The following is a 15,601-nucleotide window of genomic DNA, read 5'->3' on the forward strand; positions in this document are numbered from 1 at the left end:
GAGGCCCCGTCTTCGGGCATCGCGCGGTGTACATTTCCTTTGCTCGTTCCTCGCAATGGCTGCGCCACCGGAAATCTACAAGGCGCTCAACCCAAAGACTGATAACACATTCGATAGTAGATGCCTTAACTATAGTTTGCTTATTAATTCTTAGTTCAAGCAGAGCGTCCTTTCTCGTGGTTGTAATTCCAAAGGGACAGGTGAACCTGTCCAATCTTGGGTTGTAACTATAGAACTATAGCTGGCAACTATAGCAAAGACGGAGACTGTCCCCTTGAGGGGACTATAGGGGTGTTAAAGCAGCAACTATGAAACTATAGCTCAAACTTTAGCTAAGGCAGTAGAAGCTCCCCTCCTTAGACAGGGAGGGGTTAGGGGTGGTTGGACCAACCGTAACGATGAAACTATAGCTCAAACTATAACTATAGCAGCACTTCCCCTCTGTGGTAGGGGATTTAAAACTATAGAACGATGCCTACAACTATAGCAAACCCTGAAATCATGTAAAATCCACAAAATCCCCTTAATACTGGTCCGGACAGTTACCCGTTCACCTCAGCCAACTGGGCTTTGATGATCTTCTGGTAAAAGGCTTCGTAGAGCGGTACAATCTTCTCGATATCGAAGTCGTGGGCGCGGGCGAGGGCATTGGCTTTGAAGGTTGGCAGGTTCTCGTCTGATAAAACAAAAAGCGCATTCTGTACCATGCTTTCCACATCACCTACAGCACTAACAAAACCGGTCACACCGTTTATGTTCAGTTCTGGTATACCGCCGGCATCTGTGGAGATAACCGGAACTTCGCAGGCCATGGCTTCCAGAGCAGCCAAACCAAAGCTTTCTTTTTCAGACGGCATCAGGAACAGGTCTGCTATAGAGAGTACTTCCTCCACGGCTTCCAGCTTACCTAAAAACCGTACATCGTTATAAATGCCCAGTTCGCGGCAGAGTTTCTCCATTTTTGGTCTTTCAGGGCCGTCACCCACCAGCAGCAGCTTACTTGGTATACGCTGGTGTACTTTGCTGAAGATCAGGATCACATCCTCCACGCGTTTTACCGAGCGGAAGTTAGAGGTGTGCACCAGCAGTTTTTCATTGTTCGGGCTGATGGCAGTGCGGAAATGCTCTTTCTTCTGGCGCTTGAATTTGTCCAGGTTAATGAAGTTCGGGATTACCTCGATATCCTTCTCTATAGGGAAGAATTCATAGGTCTCCGTGCGTAGGCTGTCTGAAACCGCTGTTACTCCGTCCGACTGGTTAATGCTGAACGTAACAACCGGCTCAAACGACGCATCTTTGCCCACCAGCGTTATATCAGTGCCATGCAGCGTGGTGATTACCGGAATATTGATGCCCTGGGTTTTTAAGATCTGCTTAGCCATATAAGCCGCCGAAGCGTGCGGAATTGCATAATGCACATGCAGCACATCCAGCTTCTCAAACTTTACAATGTCTACCATTTTGCTCGACAGCGCCAGCTCGTAAGGCGGGTACTGGAACAGCGGATACGAGGGAATATATACTTCGTGATAGAACAGGTTCTCGTTAAAGAAATCGAGGCGGGCGGGCTGGCTATAGGTTATAAAGTGCACCTGGTGGCCTTTCAGGGCCAGGGCTTTGCCAAGCTCGGTGGCTACAACACCACTTCCCCCAAATGTAGGGTAACAGACAATACCGATCTTCATAGTAGTTGGAATACGCTGTAAACAACAAGTGCAGCTAACTTTTGTTGCTGCACTCGCCAAATTTAGAATAAAAATTTATGTTTTTGGTATGATCGCTTTATAGATCACATCATGAATACGGGTACGGATGTTATATTTTACCAGCTTGGTATTGCCAGCGTCCGGATACACTCTGTTAGACAGGAAGATATAGATCAGGTTGTTATCCGGATCTACCCAGGCGCCGGTGCCGGTAAAGCCGGTGTGGCCGTAGGTATTAAGCGATGCCATGTTTGAAGTAGGGCCGTTGCCATCCGGGGCAGGCTTATCCCAGCCCAGGCCGCGGCGGCTGTTCTTGTATTGCTTTTTGGCAAATTCTGTCACTACATCGGTGGTATAAAATTTATGTCCGCCATACTCGCCGTGCTGCAGGTTCATTTGCATGAGCTTTGCCAGGTCGTTGGCGTTAGAGAACAACCCTGCATGGCCGCCTACACCACCCAGCATAGCAGCACCCTGGTCGTGCACCGTTCCCCAAACCAGCGATTTACGGAAATAGTTATCGTCCTCGGTTGGGGCAATCCTTTCGCGTGGGAGCTTCAGCAGCGGATTATAAGTAAGCGTGCTCATGCCCAGCGGCGCATAAAAATTCTGCTCCAAAAACTCATCCAGCGGCTGATTCAGCATGTGCTCGGCCATACGCTTCATAATATAAAAGCCCAGGTCGCTGTACTTATATTCGTAGCTCTTCGCGCCTTTTTTCATAGTCAGCAACTTCGAGTCAACGGTCCAGGCCCAAAGCGAATCTTCCATCGTTTTAAGCGAGTAAATGCCCGGTGTCACTTCGTTCGGGAATACATCTGTCTGCGTGCTGGCGTAATATACCTGGTCCAGGGTGCGGTTATCCATTGTTTTCTGCCAGTGCGGCAGCGTTGCCTGCAGGCCGGCCTGGTGCGTTAATATATCCCGTAAAACAAGTCCTTCCTTGTTGGTGCCTTTCAGCTCGGGCAGGTACGCCGATATCTTCTCGTCCAGGTTGATCTTGCCCTGGTCTTTGAGGAACATCACGGCCTGCAACGTGGCAGCTACTTTCGTGATAGAGGCAATGTCGTAAACAGTGTTACCTGTAACCGGCTTTGTTTTTTCGTAAGTATAATGGCCGTACGATTTATTGAACACCACCGTACCATCTTTTACTACCAGTACCTGCGCTCCTGGCGTAGCGGCGTAAGCAATGGCTTCGAGGGCAATGTTGTCGATCTGGGCAAGTACTTTAGAGCTCATGCCTACACTTTCAGGTACGCCATATTTTAACCTGTGTAAAGACGCGGTCTCGATGCCTGTGCCGGACTTGAATTTAGCTGAAGCTGTAACCGGTAACTTACCTTTTACGGCACGTGCGCCAAACAAAGCCTGCGCCATCAGCGACTGCGATACCGGGTTATCCTCATAGCCAACAGTAAGCCAGTCAGCTGCTTCAAAGAATTTTAAACTATAGGCATTGCCCATCACCGCTACCACAATCTTTTTATCTGTGCGCTCCTGCAGGTATTGGATAAAAGCACGCGTGCCTACCCCGATCCCGAAATCTTTGGCAGGGGTACTGTTCATGTTATGGATGCTCACGATCACTACATCATGGCCTTCTAACTGCGGAATGATGTTGGTGAAAGCAGAATCCGGGGCAAAACGGTTGGAGATGGAGAATTTAGCAACCGGCGCATAGTTGCCCAGTATTTCCTGGAACTTGTTGTCCGGGGCCACGCCTACCGCCACCGATGCAATGCTCAGTGTATCCAGGTTACGGAACGGCAGCAGGTTGTTTTTATTCTCTACTATAGTAACAGCGTGCTCGTATAGTTGCTCCTGCACCACAGTGGCCAGCGGGCGGTTCATATCCTGTTTCAGGTTGGCCAGTTGCACCGGCTTATAGTTGTTAAGGCCTACCCAGTACTTGGCATGTAAAATTTTGCGCACGCGCTGGTTCAATTCCACGGTATCAATCTGCCCGGCAGCAATGGCTTCTTTTATCTTGCTGATTGCTGTAGGCACATCTTCCGGGAAAAGCAGCACATCGTTACCGGCCAGCAAGGCTTTCAGGTCTACTTCGCCGGGCTTGTAGTAGTTGGCAACGCCTTTCATGTTCAGGGCATCAGTAAACACCAGGCCCTTATACTTCATTTTTTCTTTTAAAAGACCTGTAACAAGCGGTTTTGAAAGCGTAGTAGCCAGGTTTTTGGTGCTGTCGATCTGAGGCATGTACAGGTGTGCCACCATTACGCCCATTACACCGGCTTCAAAAGATTTCTTGAACGGATAAAGCTCTACTTCTGTCAGGCGCTTCATGTCGTGTTTGATTACCGGCAAGGCCAGGTGCGAGTCGGTGTCAGTGTCGCCGTGGCCGGGGAAGTGCTTGGCAACAGCTATAACGCCATGGTCCTGCAGGCCTTTAATGTAAGCTATACCACGTTTGGTCACTTCTTCTTTCGATTCGCCGAACGAGCGGTTCCCAATTACCGGGTTAGCAGCATTCACGTTCACATCCAGTACCGGCGAAAAGCTGACGTTCACGCCCAGGCGCTTCATTTTCAGGGCTATTTCACGGCCCATCAGGTACACGTATTTTTCGTCGTTCATGGCGCCCAGCGTCATCTGGCGGGCAAAGTGTGTGCTGCTATCAAGGCGCATGCTAAGGCCCCATTCGGCGTCCATGGCAATCAGCATAGGTACTTTGGCCTGGGCCTGCAGGCGGTTGTTCAAACGGGCCTGTCGCTCCGGGCCGCCCTGCATAAACATAATCCCGCCAATGCCATAGCGCGCTACCAGCGTATCAAGCTCACGGAAGTGTTTTTCGTCTTTATTAGAATAGGCGGCCACCATAAAAAGCTGGCCAAGGCGCTGGTCAGGTGTCATGGAGTTAAAGACACTATCTACCCAGTTTTTCTCTTTTAAACCCACCACAATTTCTTCTGATGGCTTTAACGACATCAGAGGGCCCATCCCGAGAAAAATAAGTATAAGTAATCCTAAACTAAAACTCTTCAACATCCTGCGTTGGCATTATATATATTGGAACAAGTCGAAATTAAGCCTATTTTTGCAAAAGGCGGTTAGGGGAAACCGGGATAAATCCGGCGCGTCGGAACGATCTCAGAAAGCTGCCCGAATGCTCAAAATAATTGAGTGGGTGGCTTAATGCTGTGTTACAGAAAGAAGTGTAAACCAAAGCCTTTATGCTGCTAACGACCCGCGGCCCCAAATCCGTACATGCTAATTTTGCAAATTTAAGGATACAACAACTGGTCTTTTTTGAAGTTCCCTGCTGCTGATTATCAATCCGTCTGTAAATTAGTAATAAATTTTCATCAGAATAAGTTCTGTTTCTACAAAATAGTAAAAGTCAAAAATCCGGCCGCTTTTTTAAAGAGCCGTAATTTTGGCCAAGATAGTTCGATTTTAATTAGCCAGATACCGGATGCCCGATATTATAAACTTACTGCCAGACTACTTAGCAAACCAGATTGCTGCCGGTGAGGTAGTGCAACGGCCTGCATCGGTAGTGAAGGAGCTGCTGGAAAATGCCATTGATGCCAAAGCAACCAGTGTGCAGCTTATTGTGAAGGAGGCTGGCAAGCAACTGATACAGGTAGTGGACAACGGCATTGGCATGAGCGAGACTGATGCCCGCATGTGCTTTGAGCGCCACGCTACCTCCAAAATAAAAAGCACCGAAGACCTGTTCCGCATCCGGACGATGGGTTTCCGGGGCGAAGCGATGGCCTCTATCGGGGCGGTAGCGCAGGTAGAGCTGAAAACCAAACCACACGGCGCCGATACGGGCACAAAGCTGATTGTGGAAGGTTCGTCTATAGTTACACAGGAGCCTGTTGTTACACCATCGGGTACAAGTATATGTGTTAAGAACCTGTTTTACAATGTTCCGGCGCGCCGTAATTTCCTGAAGACCAATGCCGTGGAGATGCGCCACATACTGGATGAGTTTCAGCGGGTGGCGCTGGCTTACCCGGAGATCGCTTTCTCGCTCTACCACAACGAAGTAGAGGTCTTTAACCTGCCATCGGCTAAGCTGAGTCAGCGCATCATCGGTATTTTCGGGAACAACTATAAAGAGCAAATGGCCCTCTGCGACGAGGAAACACCTTTTCTGAGTGTGCGGGGCTACATTGGTAAGCCGGAGTTTGCCAAAAAAACACGCGGCGAGCAGTTCTTTTTTGTGAATAACCGCTTTATAAAGAGCGGCTACCTGAACCATGCTGTGATGACGGCCTTTGAAGGTTTGTTGCCAAAAGAGAGTTACCCGTTTTATGTGCTCTTTATTGATATTGAGCCCGATAAGATCGACATAAACGTACACCCGACCAAGACCGAGATCAAATTCGACGACGAGAAAACGGTATATGCTATCGTTCATTCGGCTGTACGTAAATCGTTGGGGGCGCATAACATTGCCCCGTCGCTGGATTTTGAAGGAGATGTGAATTTCGCTCCGCTGCAGCCGATCCGGATTCAGAACAACGAGCAGGGGTTTGAGCAGGAGCGCAAAACGTTTTCATCAGCAGGGTTTCCGGCACCTTCATCAGCGCCTAAACGGGTAAGCTCTGCCGGATGGGAGCAACTATACGAGCCGCTGCGCAACCAGCCAACCGGCGAGGAGCGTATTTCGTCTTCGGCAAGCACAAGCCTTTTAGATGACGCCTTTGCCGCCGACGCAAGCCCGGCTACCTCCAACAAAACGCTGCAAGTGCATCAGAAATACCTGTTGGTGCAGGTAAAGTCCGGCATTATGGTTATAGACCAGCAGGCAGCGCAGGAACGTATCCTGTTCGAGAAATACATCACTTCGCTGCAAAAGAAAGCAGTTATTTCACAGACCTTGCTGTTCCCGCAAACTATAGAATTGTCGCCTGCCGATGCCGCGCTGGTAAAAGAGCTGCAGGCTGAGTTTTTAGAGCTGGGTTTTCAATTTGAGGATTTTGGCGGCAATACCATCATTCTGAATGCCATACCTGCCGATGTGCAGGCAGCCAACGAAAAGGAATTGCTGGAAGAGCTGATAGAACAGTATAAAAACAATCTGGCCACACTGAAGTTAGATACCAGGGAAAACCTGGCGCGAGCCATGGCCAAACGGCTGGCAGGCCGCCTGCAGACCCGTATGTCGGAGCTGGAAATGAATTCGCTGGTAGATAAGCTGTTTGCCTGCGAAGTGCCCAACTATACGCCGGCAGGGCAGAAGACACTTGTAATTATGGAGCTGAGCCAGTTGCACGAGCTGTTCCAGAAGAATTGATTGTTAAATTGCTGATTGTTGAATTGTTATCTGTTTAATGACAAGCAAACACTCGGCTGAAGTATAAACGTTACATTTTTTCGTAAGTAGCATTTATACTTCAAAAGCTATAACGCATGTTCAATATAACTCCTATGGTCAGGAACCTCCTGATCATCAATGTAGTGGTGTTTATACTGCAGGGCAATGTTTTCGACACCCGCCTGTTTGCGCTGTACCACTTCGGCTCCGACTACTTTAACCCGATCCAGTTCCTGACGCACATGTTCCTGCATGGTGGCTGGGGACACCTGTTCAGCAACATGTTTAGCTTGTTCATTTTCGGGCCTTTGCTGGAGCGTTTCTGGGGTTCGCAGCGTTTCCTGGCATTTTACCTGATAACCGGACTGGGAGCAAGTGTGCTTTATTCGGGAGTACGTGCTTACGAACTGCATGAGCTACGCCAGGACACCATAGCTTACATAGAAAATCCGAGTCCTGTAGCCTTTAATAACTACATGGATGAGCACGTTAAGGAAGGCTCTGGCCGCGAATTAGCTATAATTTTACGAAACAACCCTGATGTACCGCAGTATGTGGAGCAGAGCAAGGATATAGTTCGTGAAGTATTTAGCACTATTTTTAACAGTCCGATGCTGGGGGCGTCGGGGGCAGTATTTGGCATCCTGATGGCGTTTGGTATGCTCTTCCCGAACCTGGAATTGATGCTGCTCTTTCTGCCGGTGCCTATAAAAGCGAAGTACTTTGTGCTGCTCTACGGTGCCTACGAACTATATGCCGGCTTTAACCGCGTAGCCGGCGATAATGTGGCGCATTTTGCACACCTTGGCGGAATGCTGTTTGCGTATATACTGATAAAAATGTGGGGGCGAAACGATTACCGCGACTATTAAGTATAGAACCCTGCAACACGCACACTACCTGATACTGAACATGATCGTCGGGTGAGCCGTGTTCCCTATGTCGCTTTCAGAGGACCTGATTACATGAGTATACTTCAAGATATAAAAGACACTTTCCGGCAACCAAACAACACGCTCAAACAGCTCATCCTGATCAACGTGATCGTGTTTGTTGTGCTGATCGTGCTGCGTCTGCTGCTTACCTTTACGGTGGGGCAGGGGGCGTATTTCCTGCTGATGAGCTTTATCGAGCTGCACTCCAGCCCATCGGTATTGCTCACCCGCCCCTGGACGCTGATCACCTATTTCTTTACGCATCAGGGCTTTCTGCACATCATCTTTAACATGCTTAACCTTTACTGGTTCGGGCAGCTGGTGCGCGAGTATTTAGGCGATAAAAAGCTGCTGAGTCTGTATATACTGGGTGGTGTTGCCGGAGGAGTGCTTTATATACTTACCTATAATTTTATCCCGTATTTCGAAGACAGGGCGGCAAATTCTGTGATGATCGGGGCCTCAGCGAGTGTGTTGGCTATAGTTGTTGGCGCTGCTACGTTGCTGCCAAACTATACTTTCAACCTGCTCCTGATCGGTCCGGTCCGTATCAAATACATTGCGTTGTTTCTGGTTATTCTGTCCATGTCCGGCGCTGTAGGCGATAATGCCGGTGGTAACATTGCCCACTTAGGCGGTGCTTTAATTGGCTGGCTTTTTATAAAGCAACTACAGCGCGGCTCCGACATGGGTCGTCCGCTTCATGCCTTTTTCGATTTTTTTACCGGCCTGTTCAAAAGCAGATCTAAACTGAAAGTCACTCACCGCCGCCATACAACGTTCTCTGGCAAAACAAATGGCAGCGCCACTACCCCTGTTGGCAAACCAAGCCAGAAAGAGATCGACGTGATCCTGGATAAAATCTCCAGCTCCGGGTATGAAAGCCTGTCCAAAGAGGAAAAGCAGAAGCTGTTTCAGGCAAGTCAGAAAGAGTAGCTTTTTTCCTCTTTCATCATTCCAAGCGTTTGCCGAGGGATCTTATGTGTTTGATAGTTTCCTATCTGTCATCCTGAGCAAAGTCGAAGGATCTTATACAGCTTATAGTTGATGCTCAAGGGCTATAGTTTTATAATTGCCTTTGCCTACTGCTGGGAACAAGCCTTCTTTGTATAGCCACTTTCAACCCTAGGAGCTCTAATCACCTACAGTTTTATAGTTTGTTTGGCTCCCTCTGAGGCCGGGAGGCCCCGTCTTCGGGCATCGCGCTGCTGCCTTCTTGCTATCCTCGTGCCTCGGATTGCCTGCGGCACCGCAACAAGTCAAAGGCGCTCAACCAAAGACTGATATCAAGCTCGATAGGTTCTGTCTTAGCTATAGTTTGCCTGATGTTTCTTGGCTTGAGCAGATCAGTTTTTCTCTTAGTTAAAGTTCTGTGGGGCCAAGTAAACTTGGCCTGCTCGTGGTCTGTAACTATAGAACAACAACTCAAACTATAACTATAGTAGAAAGTCCCCTCTCGGGAGGGGTAGGGGTGGGTTATCTCAACCACAAAGCTATAACCCAAACTATAGCATAAGCCCCAATCCTGGAAATCTATTAATCCTGTAAATCCTGATTCAGACAATAGCATTTTAGGATTTACAGCAATTTATCCATACCTTTTCTTTCTTCTTCAACAAACTTAAACTCCTATGAAACACATCCTTGCAGGTCTGACTATAGTTTTATCCCTTGTCTCTGTAAATGCTGTTGCGCAGAGTACTAACTCTCCGATTGTTGCAGCAAAGCACACAACTGTAAAAAGGCCTTTCTTTGTATTGAGGACTAATGGAGGAGATTATAGACTTACGGAAACGGCTTTAAAAGTAATTAGCCCGGATTGGATAGATGAAGTGCAGGTGGTAAAAGAGTTGGAAGATATCGAAAATCTGGCTGAAGAGATGAAAGATGGTATTGTGATTCTAACTTTTAAGAAAGATAATGAAGCTGCAAATAAGTATACAGAGAATGTAGTTCGACAGAATGAAAAGGTAACACTGCCTGTGCCTAAGGCGATTCGTATTAAAGAATAATACTTTCGTTTTTACTATAAACCAAAAACGCCGCTCCTTTTCAGAAGCGGCGTTTACTTTATCAATAAGCAATTCTATACTTAAGCTTTGGCAGCGTTTATGTTGTCCAGCGCGTCCATTACTTCTTTCACGTGTCCGCGAGACGTTTCCAGCAGTTGCTTTTCGTCTTCGTTCAGGTCAAGCTCGATAATACGCTCGATACCGTTCTTACCAAGGATAACTGGTACGCCCAGGTAAACGCCATCAATACCGTACTCACCTTCCAGCTTCACGCAAACCGGGAATACACGGCGCTGGTCACGAACGATCGCCTCTACCATCTGAGCAGCTGCTGAACCCGGCGCATACCAGGCAGAAGTACCCATCAGTTTCACAAGCTCGCCACCACCGTTCTTGGTGCGCTCAACTATAGCGTTCAGTGTTTCTTCGTCAATAAGCTCCGTTACCGGGATTCCACCAACTGTAGTGTAGCGAGGAAGCGGAACCATGGTATCGCCGTGGCCACCCATTAATACCGCCTGAATATCTTTTGGAGATACATTTAGGGCCTCAGCAAGGAACGCTCTGTAACGGGCAGTATCCAGGATACCAGCCATACCCATAACGCGTGTGCGTGGCAGCTTAGAAGTAATGTGCGCCGCATAGGTCATCACATCAAGCGGGTTAGAAACCACAATGATGATCGCATCCGGAGAGTGCTTTACAATGTTTTCGGTTACGGATGTTACGATACCTGCGTTTGTTGAAATCAGGTCGTCGCGGGTCATGCCTGGCTTACGTGGCAAACCAGATGTGATAACCACTACATCAGAACCAGCAGTTTTGCTGTAATCGTTTGTTACGCCTACTGTGCGCGTGTCGTACAGGTTGATAGGGGCTTTCTGCCAGATATCAAGCGCTTTGCCCTCAGCAAAACCTTCTTTAATATCCACTAAAACTACTTCGTTCGCGATTTCGCGGTAAGCCAGCACATCAGCGCAGGTTGCACCAACGTTACCAGCTCCAACTACAGTTACTTTCATTATCGGATATACTTTATGTTAGTTTGAGAATTCGGTTAACTCCGGTAAAATTAGAAAAATCTATTATTAAAGACAGACAATAGACGTTAGATATTAGATATTAGATTATAAATGTTTGCGAAACATCTTTGCCGAGAAAAGTCTAACGTCTAAAATCTAATATCTGGCGTCTAAATCAGCGTCTTTCTAAAGAAATCTCCACCACCCGCTCGGTCTTTTCGGTTACTTTAAAACGGTTATCCAGGCGCTGGTTCACGATCCAAACTATAGACTGGTCTGATACTAATACCAGCGTTTGCGATTTAAGGTTGGCCGGTACTTTTTTGTCGATCAGGAAATCGCTGATCTTTTTCTTGCCGTTCATGCCCAGCGGCACAAACCAATCGCCTTCCTGCCAGGCACGCAGCTTCAGCGGAAATTTAAGCTGATCGGCATCCAGGGCAGCTACAAAAGGTTTAGTGTTCAGTTTATAGTTGGCCGCATCTACATACTTTATGTTAAAGGTGTAAGCACCAGCTGCTATAGTTGTGTCGCCTTCGTTTATGAGGATACTTCCGAAACTGCTTAGGTTGCGGGGCGTGATCACCAGTTGGTCGCGGTCTTTTACCAGCGTGTGCGTAGGCGAGTCGAACTGCTTGCCCGAAATGCCATCTAAAGCTTCTGCCAGCTCCAGCACCACGCTATAACTATAGTTGAACGGGCGCAATAGCTCGTGCAGCACCACAGGTAGCCCGGTGGCGTTTTGTAGCGGTACAAGCGAGAAATAAGTAGCATTTTCGGCCTCTTTTATACTTTGCTCGCGCAGGTTCTGGATGTAGGCAGTAACTATAGTTTCGGCGTGGCTTACGCGCTCGGCTGTATGCTGCATGGTCTCTTCCAGGCTCGGGTTTATTTCTTTCAGTATAGGAATAACTTCATGCCTGATCTTGTTGCGCTGGTACTTGGTGGTTTCGTTCGATGCGTCTTCGCGCCAGATCAGGCGGCGTTCTGTTACAAATTCAAAGATATCGTCTTTGGTAACGGTAAGCAGGGGCCGGATAATGTTTCCGTTCTTAGCCGGAATACCGTGCAGACCCGCAATGCCGGTGCCTTTGGTGAGGTGCAGCAATATAGTTTCCGTCAGATCGTTGCTGTGGTGGGCCGTGGCAATGTAATCGTAGCCTTCCTGCTGGCGCACCTGCTCAAACCACTGGTAGCGCAGCGTACGAGCAGCCATCTGTATCGAAAGTTTTTCCTGCTCGGCAAAGGCTCTGGTGTTAAAGTTTTCGGTGTAGAAAGGTACGTCGTACTTCTTGGCCAGTTTTTTGACGAACAATTGGTCGGCTTCGGCATCTTCGGCACGTAAACCAAAATTGCAGTGGGCAATGGCAAAACTATAGTTTAGTTTGTGCAGCACTTCGCAAAGCACCACCGAATCGATGCCGCCGCTAACGGCTGCAAGTATTTTGCTTTCGGGCTGGCAAAGGTTTTGTGCTTGTATAAAACCGGAAACTTTCTGTAACATACGGCAGCGGCTGGTAAATTTTTTCTAATTTTGAAGTATAAAGTAGACGCTAGTATTTAGAAGTTAGACATTAGAAGTGTTCGGGGGTGTTTTTCACAAACTGCCACTATCAGAACAAGTCTAACATCTAAAGTCTATTGTCTAACATCTGAAAAGAATGAAGTACACAAAATTACTGTTTTCTATTGTCTTTACCCTGCTTTCGGTGGTGGTTTTCGGGCAGCAGCAACCCCGGAAGTTGCCACGGCCTACCCAGAACCAGCCGGCACAACAGCAGCCAAGGCAGCAACAGCAGCGACCGGCGCAGCAAAAGTCACCGCAGAACGGCGACAGGGTAGAACTGATCGGGGCCGATAGCCTGGTAGGGGCAACTATAAACGGGCGACGTGTGAGCAAGCTGATCGGGAATGTACGCTTCAAGCAGCGCGAAACATACCTGTCTGCCGACTCTGTATACCAGTTTGAGGGCAATACCCAGATAATGGATGCCTACGGGAATGTGCGGATGGTACAGGGCGATACCTTAACGATAACAGGCGACCAGGCACACTACGACGGCATAAAACGCACCGCCCGCATGACAGGCAATGTAGTGATGCGCGACCCGAGCATGACGCTTACCACTCCCAGCCTGGACTATGACCTGAATACCAAAATCGCAACCTATACAGAAGGTGGCGTTATAGTTGATCCTGAGAACCGACTCGAGAGCCGCCGTGGTTCTTATAATACCAACACCAAAGAGCTCAATTTCCAGCAGAATGTAAAAGTACGGACCGCCGACTATAACATTACCGCCGAAAACATGCGTTACAACACCCTGACCAAGGTGGTTTACTTCCTGGGACCAACGGTTATCAAAGGGCAGCGCGGCGACCTGTATGCAGAGCAGGGTACTTACAACACCATCACCAAAATCTCGAACTTCGGCAGAAATGCCTATATCCTGACACCGGAGTACCGATTAGGTGGCGATGAACTATACTATGACCAGAACACAGGCTATGGTGTGGCCCGCAAAAATGTATCGCTCCGGTCGCTGAAAGATGATGTGACCGTGCGCGGGCAATTAGGCCGCTACTGGCGCGACCGCGGGGTGGCCAAAGTATCCGGCAGCCCGGTGATGGAAAGCATTATGGAAACCGATACCCTTTTCCTGGCTGCCGATTCGCTGATCTCGCGCGAAGCACAGGGGCCGAACGGAAAAAGCATGCTGTTTGCGTTTAACAATGTGAAGATCTTTAAGAAAGACCTGCAGGGCAAATGCGACTCGCTTAGCTTTAACCGTACCGACTCGGTAATGCACATGAATGTAAAACCTGTGCTTTGGAGCGAAAACAACCAGCTGGTAGCCGACACCATCCACATGTACCTGCGCAACCGTAACATCGACCGCATGTATATGTACAGCAACGCCTTTATGGCCTCCGAGGACACCCTGCAGAACTATAACCAGGTGAAGGGCCGTAACATGGTAGCCTTTTTTACAGACGGTGATCTGAAACGCGTGAACGTAAATGGCAACGGCGAGAGCATTTACTTTGCCATTGAGAACGATACCACGCTGACCGGCATGAACAAGGCCATCTGCAGTAACATGGTTTTACTGTTTGCAGAAAATAAACTCAACCGTATCTCGTTTCTGGTAAATCCGGATGCCAGTTTTATACCGCCGCACGAACTGCAACCTACCGACAGGCAGCTGGAAGGCTTTGCCTGGCTGGGTGAACTGCGGCCTACGCGCCCGGATGTATTTGCCGCCAGAGCACCGGTGGCGCCTAAACCAAAGGCCAAACCAAAACCTGCTGCCAAACAGAAAAAACAGGTAAAACCGGCACGTAAGCGCAATACACAAAAGCCCGGGGCTGACACGCGCAGGCAATAACTATTTAAATCAGTCGTGATCCTTCGTATTGTTGTAAATCAGTTGGATATTGTATAATTTTGCCCGTTCATGAAGAAAAGACTCTCCCATATTGTTGTGCTTCTGGCGCTGCTGTTTACTGTAGCAGGCTGTGGTAATTACCAGAAGCTGTTGAAAAGCAACGATGTACAGAAAAAGTATGAAGCTGCGGTGGAGTACTATAAAAAAGGCGATTACTACCGTGCAGCTGAGTTGCTGGATGCCGTAACACCTTTAATGACAGGTACACAACAGGCCGAAGACGCTCTGTTTTACCAGGCCAGTGCTAACTATGAACTGGGCAATTACCTGCTGAGCGAGACGTATTTCCGTAACTTTTATACCATCTATGGTCGCAGCCCTAAAGCGGAGGAAGCCATGTTTATGCAGGTAAAATCGCTGTATAACCAGTCGCCGAAGTTTGAGCAGGACCAGGCCAGCACCCTGACAGCCATGGACGCGGTAATGGAATTTATTCAGCGTTACCCGGAAAGCGAGCACCAGGCAGAAGCAAACGAGATTCTGGATGACCTGAACATGAAGCTCGACCGCAAGTCTTTTGAAAGTGCCAAACTATACCACAAGATTCGTTATTTCAAAGCCGCTGTAGTGGCCTTAACAAATTTCCAGCAGAACTACCCTTCGTCGCCATACGCCGAGGAAGCCGCTTTCCTGAAAATAGAATCGCAGTACGAGTATGCCAAAGAAAGTGTGCCGAACAAACAGGAGGAGCGCTACTTTGAGGTAGTGGATTTCTACCAGAACTTTGTAGACCAGTATCCTGACAGCCAGTATATGCGTACAGCCAACGAAATTTACGACAACACCCTGGCTGAGCTGGAGAGAATCAAGAACGCAAAAAATAACCAAGCAAATTCATAAGTATAAACTATATATGGCAGCAGTTCCATCATCAATCGTAACACGCAACATGGCCGACTTTGCAGAGCAGACCGGCAACGTATACATGTCTGTGGCAGTTATCTCTAAAAGAGCGAACCAGATCTCTGTGAAGCTGAAAGAAGAGCTGAACTCTAAACTGGCCGAGTTTGCCACTACAGTAGATAACCTGGAAGAAGTGTTAGAGAACCGTGAGCAGATCGAGATCTCTAAATACTACGAGCGCATGCCAAAGCCAACCAGCCTTGCTATTGAGGAGTTTCTGGAAGGTAAAGTGTATGTGCGCAACCCGGAAGAGGAGCCAACCGAAGAAGAAACGCTGTAATTGC

General features: G+C 48.3%; 11 protein-coding genes. 7 read left to right on the top strand and 4 right to left on the bottom strand.

The genetic code is table 11. From position 1 onward, the window contains the following. Nucleotides 1-542: 542 nt before the first annotated feature. Nucleotides 543-1,685, bottom strand: coding sequence for an N-acetyl-alpha-D-glucosaminyl L-malate synthase BshA (gene bshA, locus H7F15_RS07385; RefSeq protein WP_185196336.1), 1,143 nt, complete (start codon nucleotides 1,683-1,685; stop codon nucleotides 543-545). 75 nt (nucleotides 1,686-1,760) lie between these two features. Further along, nucleotides 1,761-4,664, bottom strand: a complete 2,904-nt coding sequence (locus H7F15_RS07390) for a glycoside hydrolase family 3 N-terminal domain-containing protein (protein WP_185196337.1) — start codon at nucleotides 4,662-4,664, stop codon at nucleotides 1,761-1,763. Between the two features lie 475 nt (nucleotides 4,665-5,139). Here H7F15_RS07390 and mutL point away from each other — a divergent pair, with 475 nt between their 5' ends. From mutL to H7F15_RS07410, 4 genes are all read left to right on the top strand, one after another. Continuing rightward, entirely contained in the window at nucleotides 5,140-6,975 is a 1,836-nt protein-coding gene (gene mutL, locus H7F15_RS07395) for a DNA mismatch repair endonuclease MutL (RefSeq protein ID WP_185196338.1), read from the top strand. A 134-nt stretch (nucleotides 6,976-7,109) separates the two neighbouring features. Then, the gene (locus H7F15_RS07400; RefSeq protein ID WP_370523486.1) at nucleotides 7,110-7,868 is read left to right on the top strand and encodes a rhomboid family intramembrane serine protease; all 759 of its coding nucleotides are present in this window, start codon (nucleotides 7,110-7,112) and stop codon (nucleotides 7,866-7,868) included. Between the two features lie 93 nt (nucleotides 7,869-7,961). Then, the gene (locus H7F15_RS07405) at nucleotides 7,962-8,867 is read left to right on the top strand and encodes a rhomboid family intramembrane serine protease (RefSeq protein ID WP_185196340.1); all 906 of its coding nucleotides are present in this window, start codon (nucleotides 7,962-7,964) and stop codon (nucleotides 8,865-8,867) included. Nucleotides 8,868-9,562: 695 nt separating this feature from the next. After that, on the top strand, nucleotides 9,563-9,943 hold the full coding sequence (locus H7F15_RS07410; RefSeq protein WP_185196341.1) for a hypothetical protein: 381 nt from the start codon (nucleotides 9,563-9,565) through the stop codon (nucleotides 9,941-9,943). An 80-nt stretch (nucleotides 9,944-10,023) separates the two neighbouring features. On the opposite strand, the gene mdh is transcribed toward H7F15_RS07410, so the two are convergent. Further along, nucleotides 10,024-10,965, bottom strand: a complete 942-nt coding sequence (mdh, locus tag H7F15_RS07415) for a malate dehydrogenase (RefSeq protein ID WP_185196342.1) — start codon at nucleotides 10,963-10,965, stop codon at nucleotides 10,024-10,026. Between the two features lie 175 nt (nucleotides 10,966-11,140). Then, nucleotides 11,141-12,469, bottom strand: coding sequence for a tRNA lysidine(34) synthetase TilS (tilS, locus tag H7F15_RS07420; RefSeq protein WP_185196343.1), 1,329 nt, complete (start codon nucleotides 12,467-12,469; stop codon nucleotides 11,141-11,143). A gap of 157 nt (nucleotides 12,470-12,626) precedes the next feature. Here tilS and H7F15_RS07425 point away from each other — a divergent pair, with 157 nt between their 5' ends. The 3 genes from H7F15_RS07425 (at nucleotide 12,627) to H7F15_RS07435 (ending at nucleotide 15,597) form a co-directional block, all read left to right on the top strand. Then, nucleotides 12,627-14,354, top strand: a complete 1,728-nt coding sequence (locus H7F15_RS07425) for an OstA-like protein (protein ID WP_185196344.1) — start codon at nucleotides 12,627-12,629, stop codon at nucleotides 14,352-14,354. Between the two features lie 69 nt (nucleotides 14,355-14,423). Next, nucleotides 14,424-15,254 (top strand): outer membrane protein assembly factor BamD, encoded by an 831-nt coding sequence (locus tag H7F15_RS07430; RefSeq protein ID WP_185196345.1) that lies wholly within the window; start codon nucleotides 14,424-14,426, stop codon nucleotides 15,252-15,254. Between the two features lie 13 nt (nucleotides 15,255-15,267). Further along, nucleotides 15,268-15,597, top strand: coding sequence for a DNA-directed RNA polymerase subunit omega (locus H7F15_RS07435; RefSeq protein ID WP_185196346.1), 330 nt, complete (start codon nucleotides 15,268-15,270; stop codon nucleotides 15,595-15,597). Nucleotides 15,598-15,601 lie beyond the last annotated feature (4 nt).

It is taken from the genome of Pontibacter sp. Tf4 (assembly GCF_014212495.1).
Classification (GTDB): Bacteria; Bacteroidota; Bacteroidia; order Cytophagales; family Hymenobacteraceae; genus Pontibacter.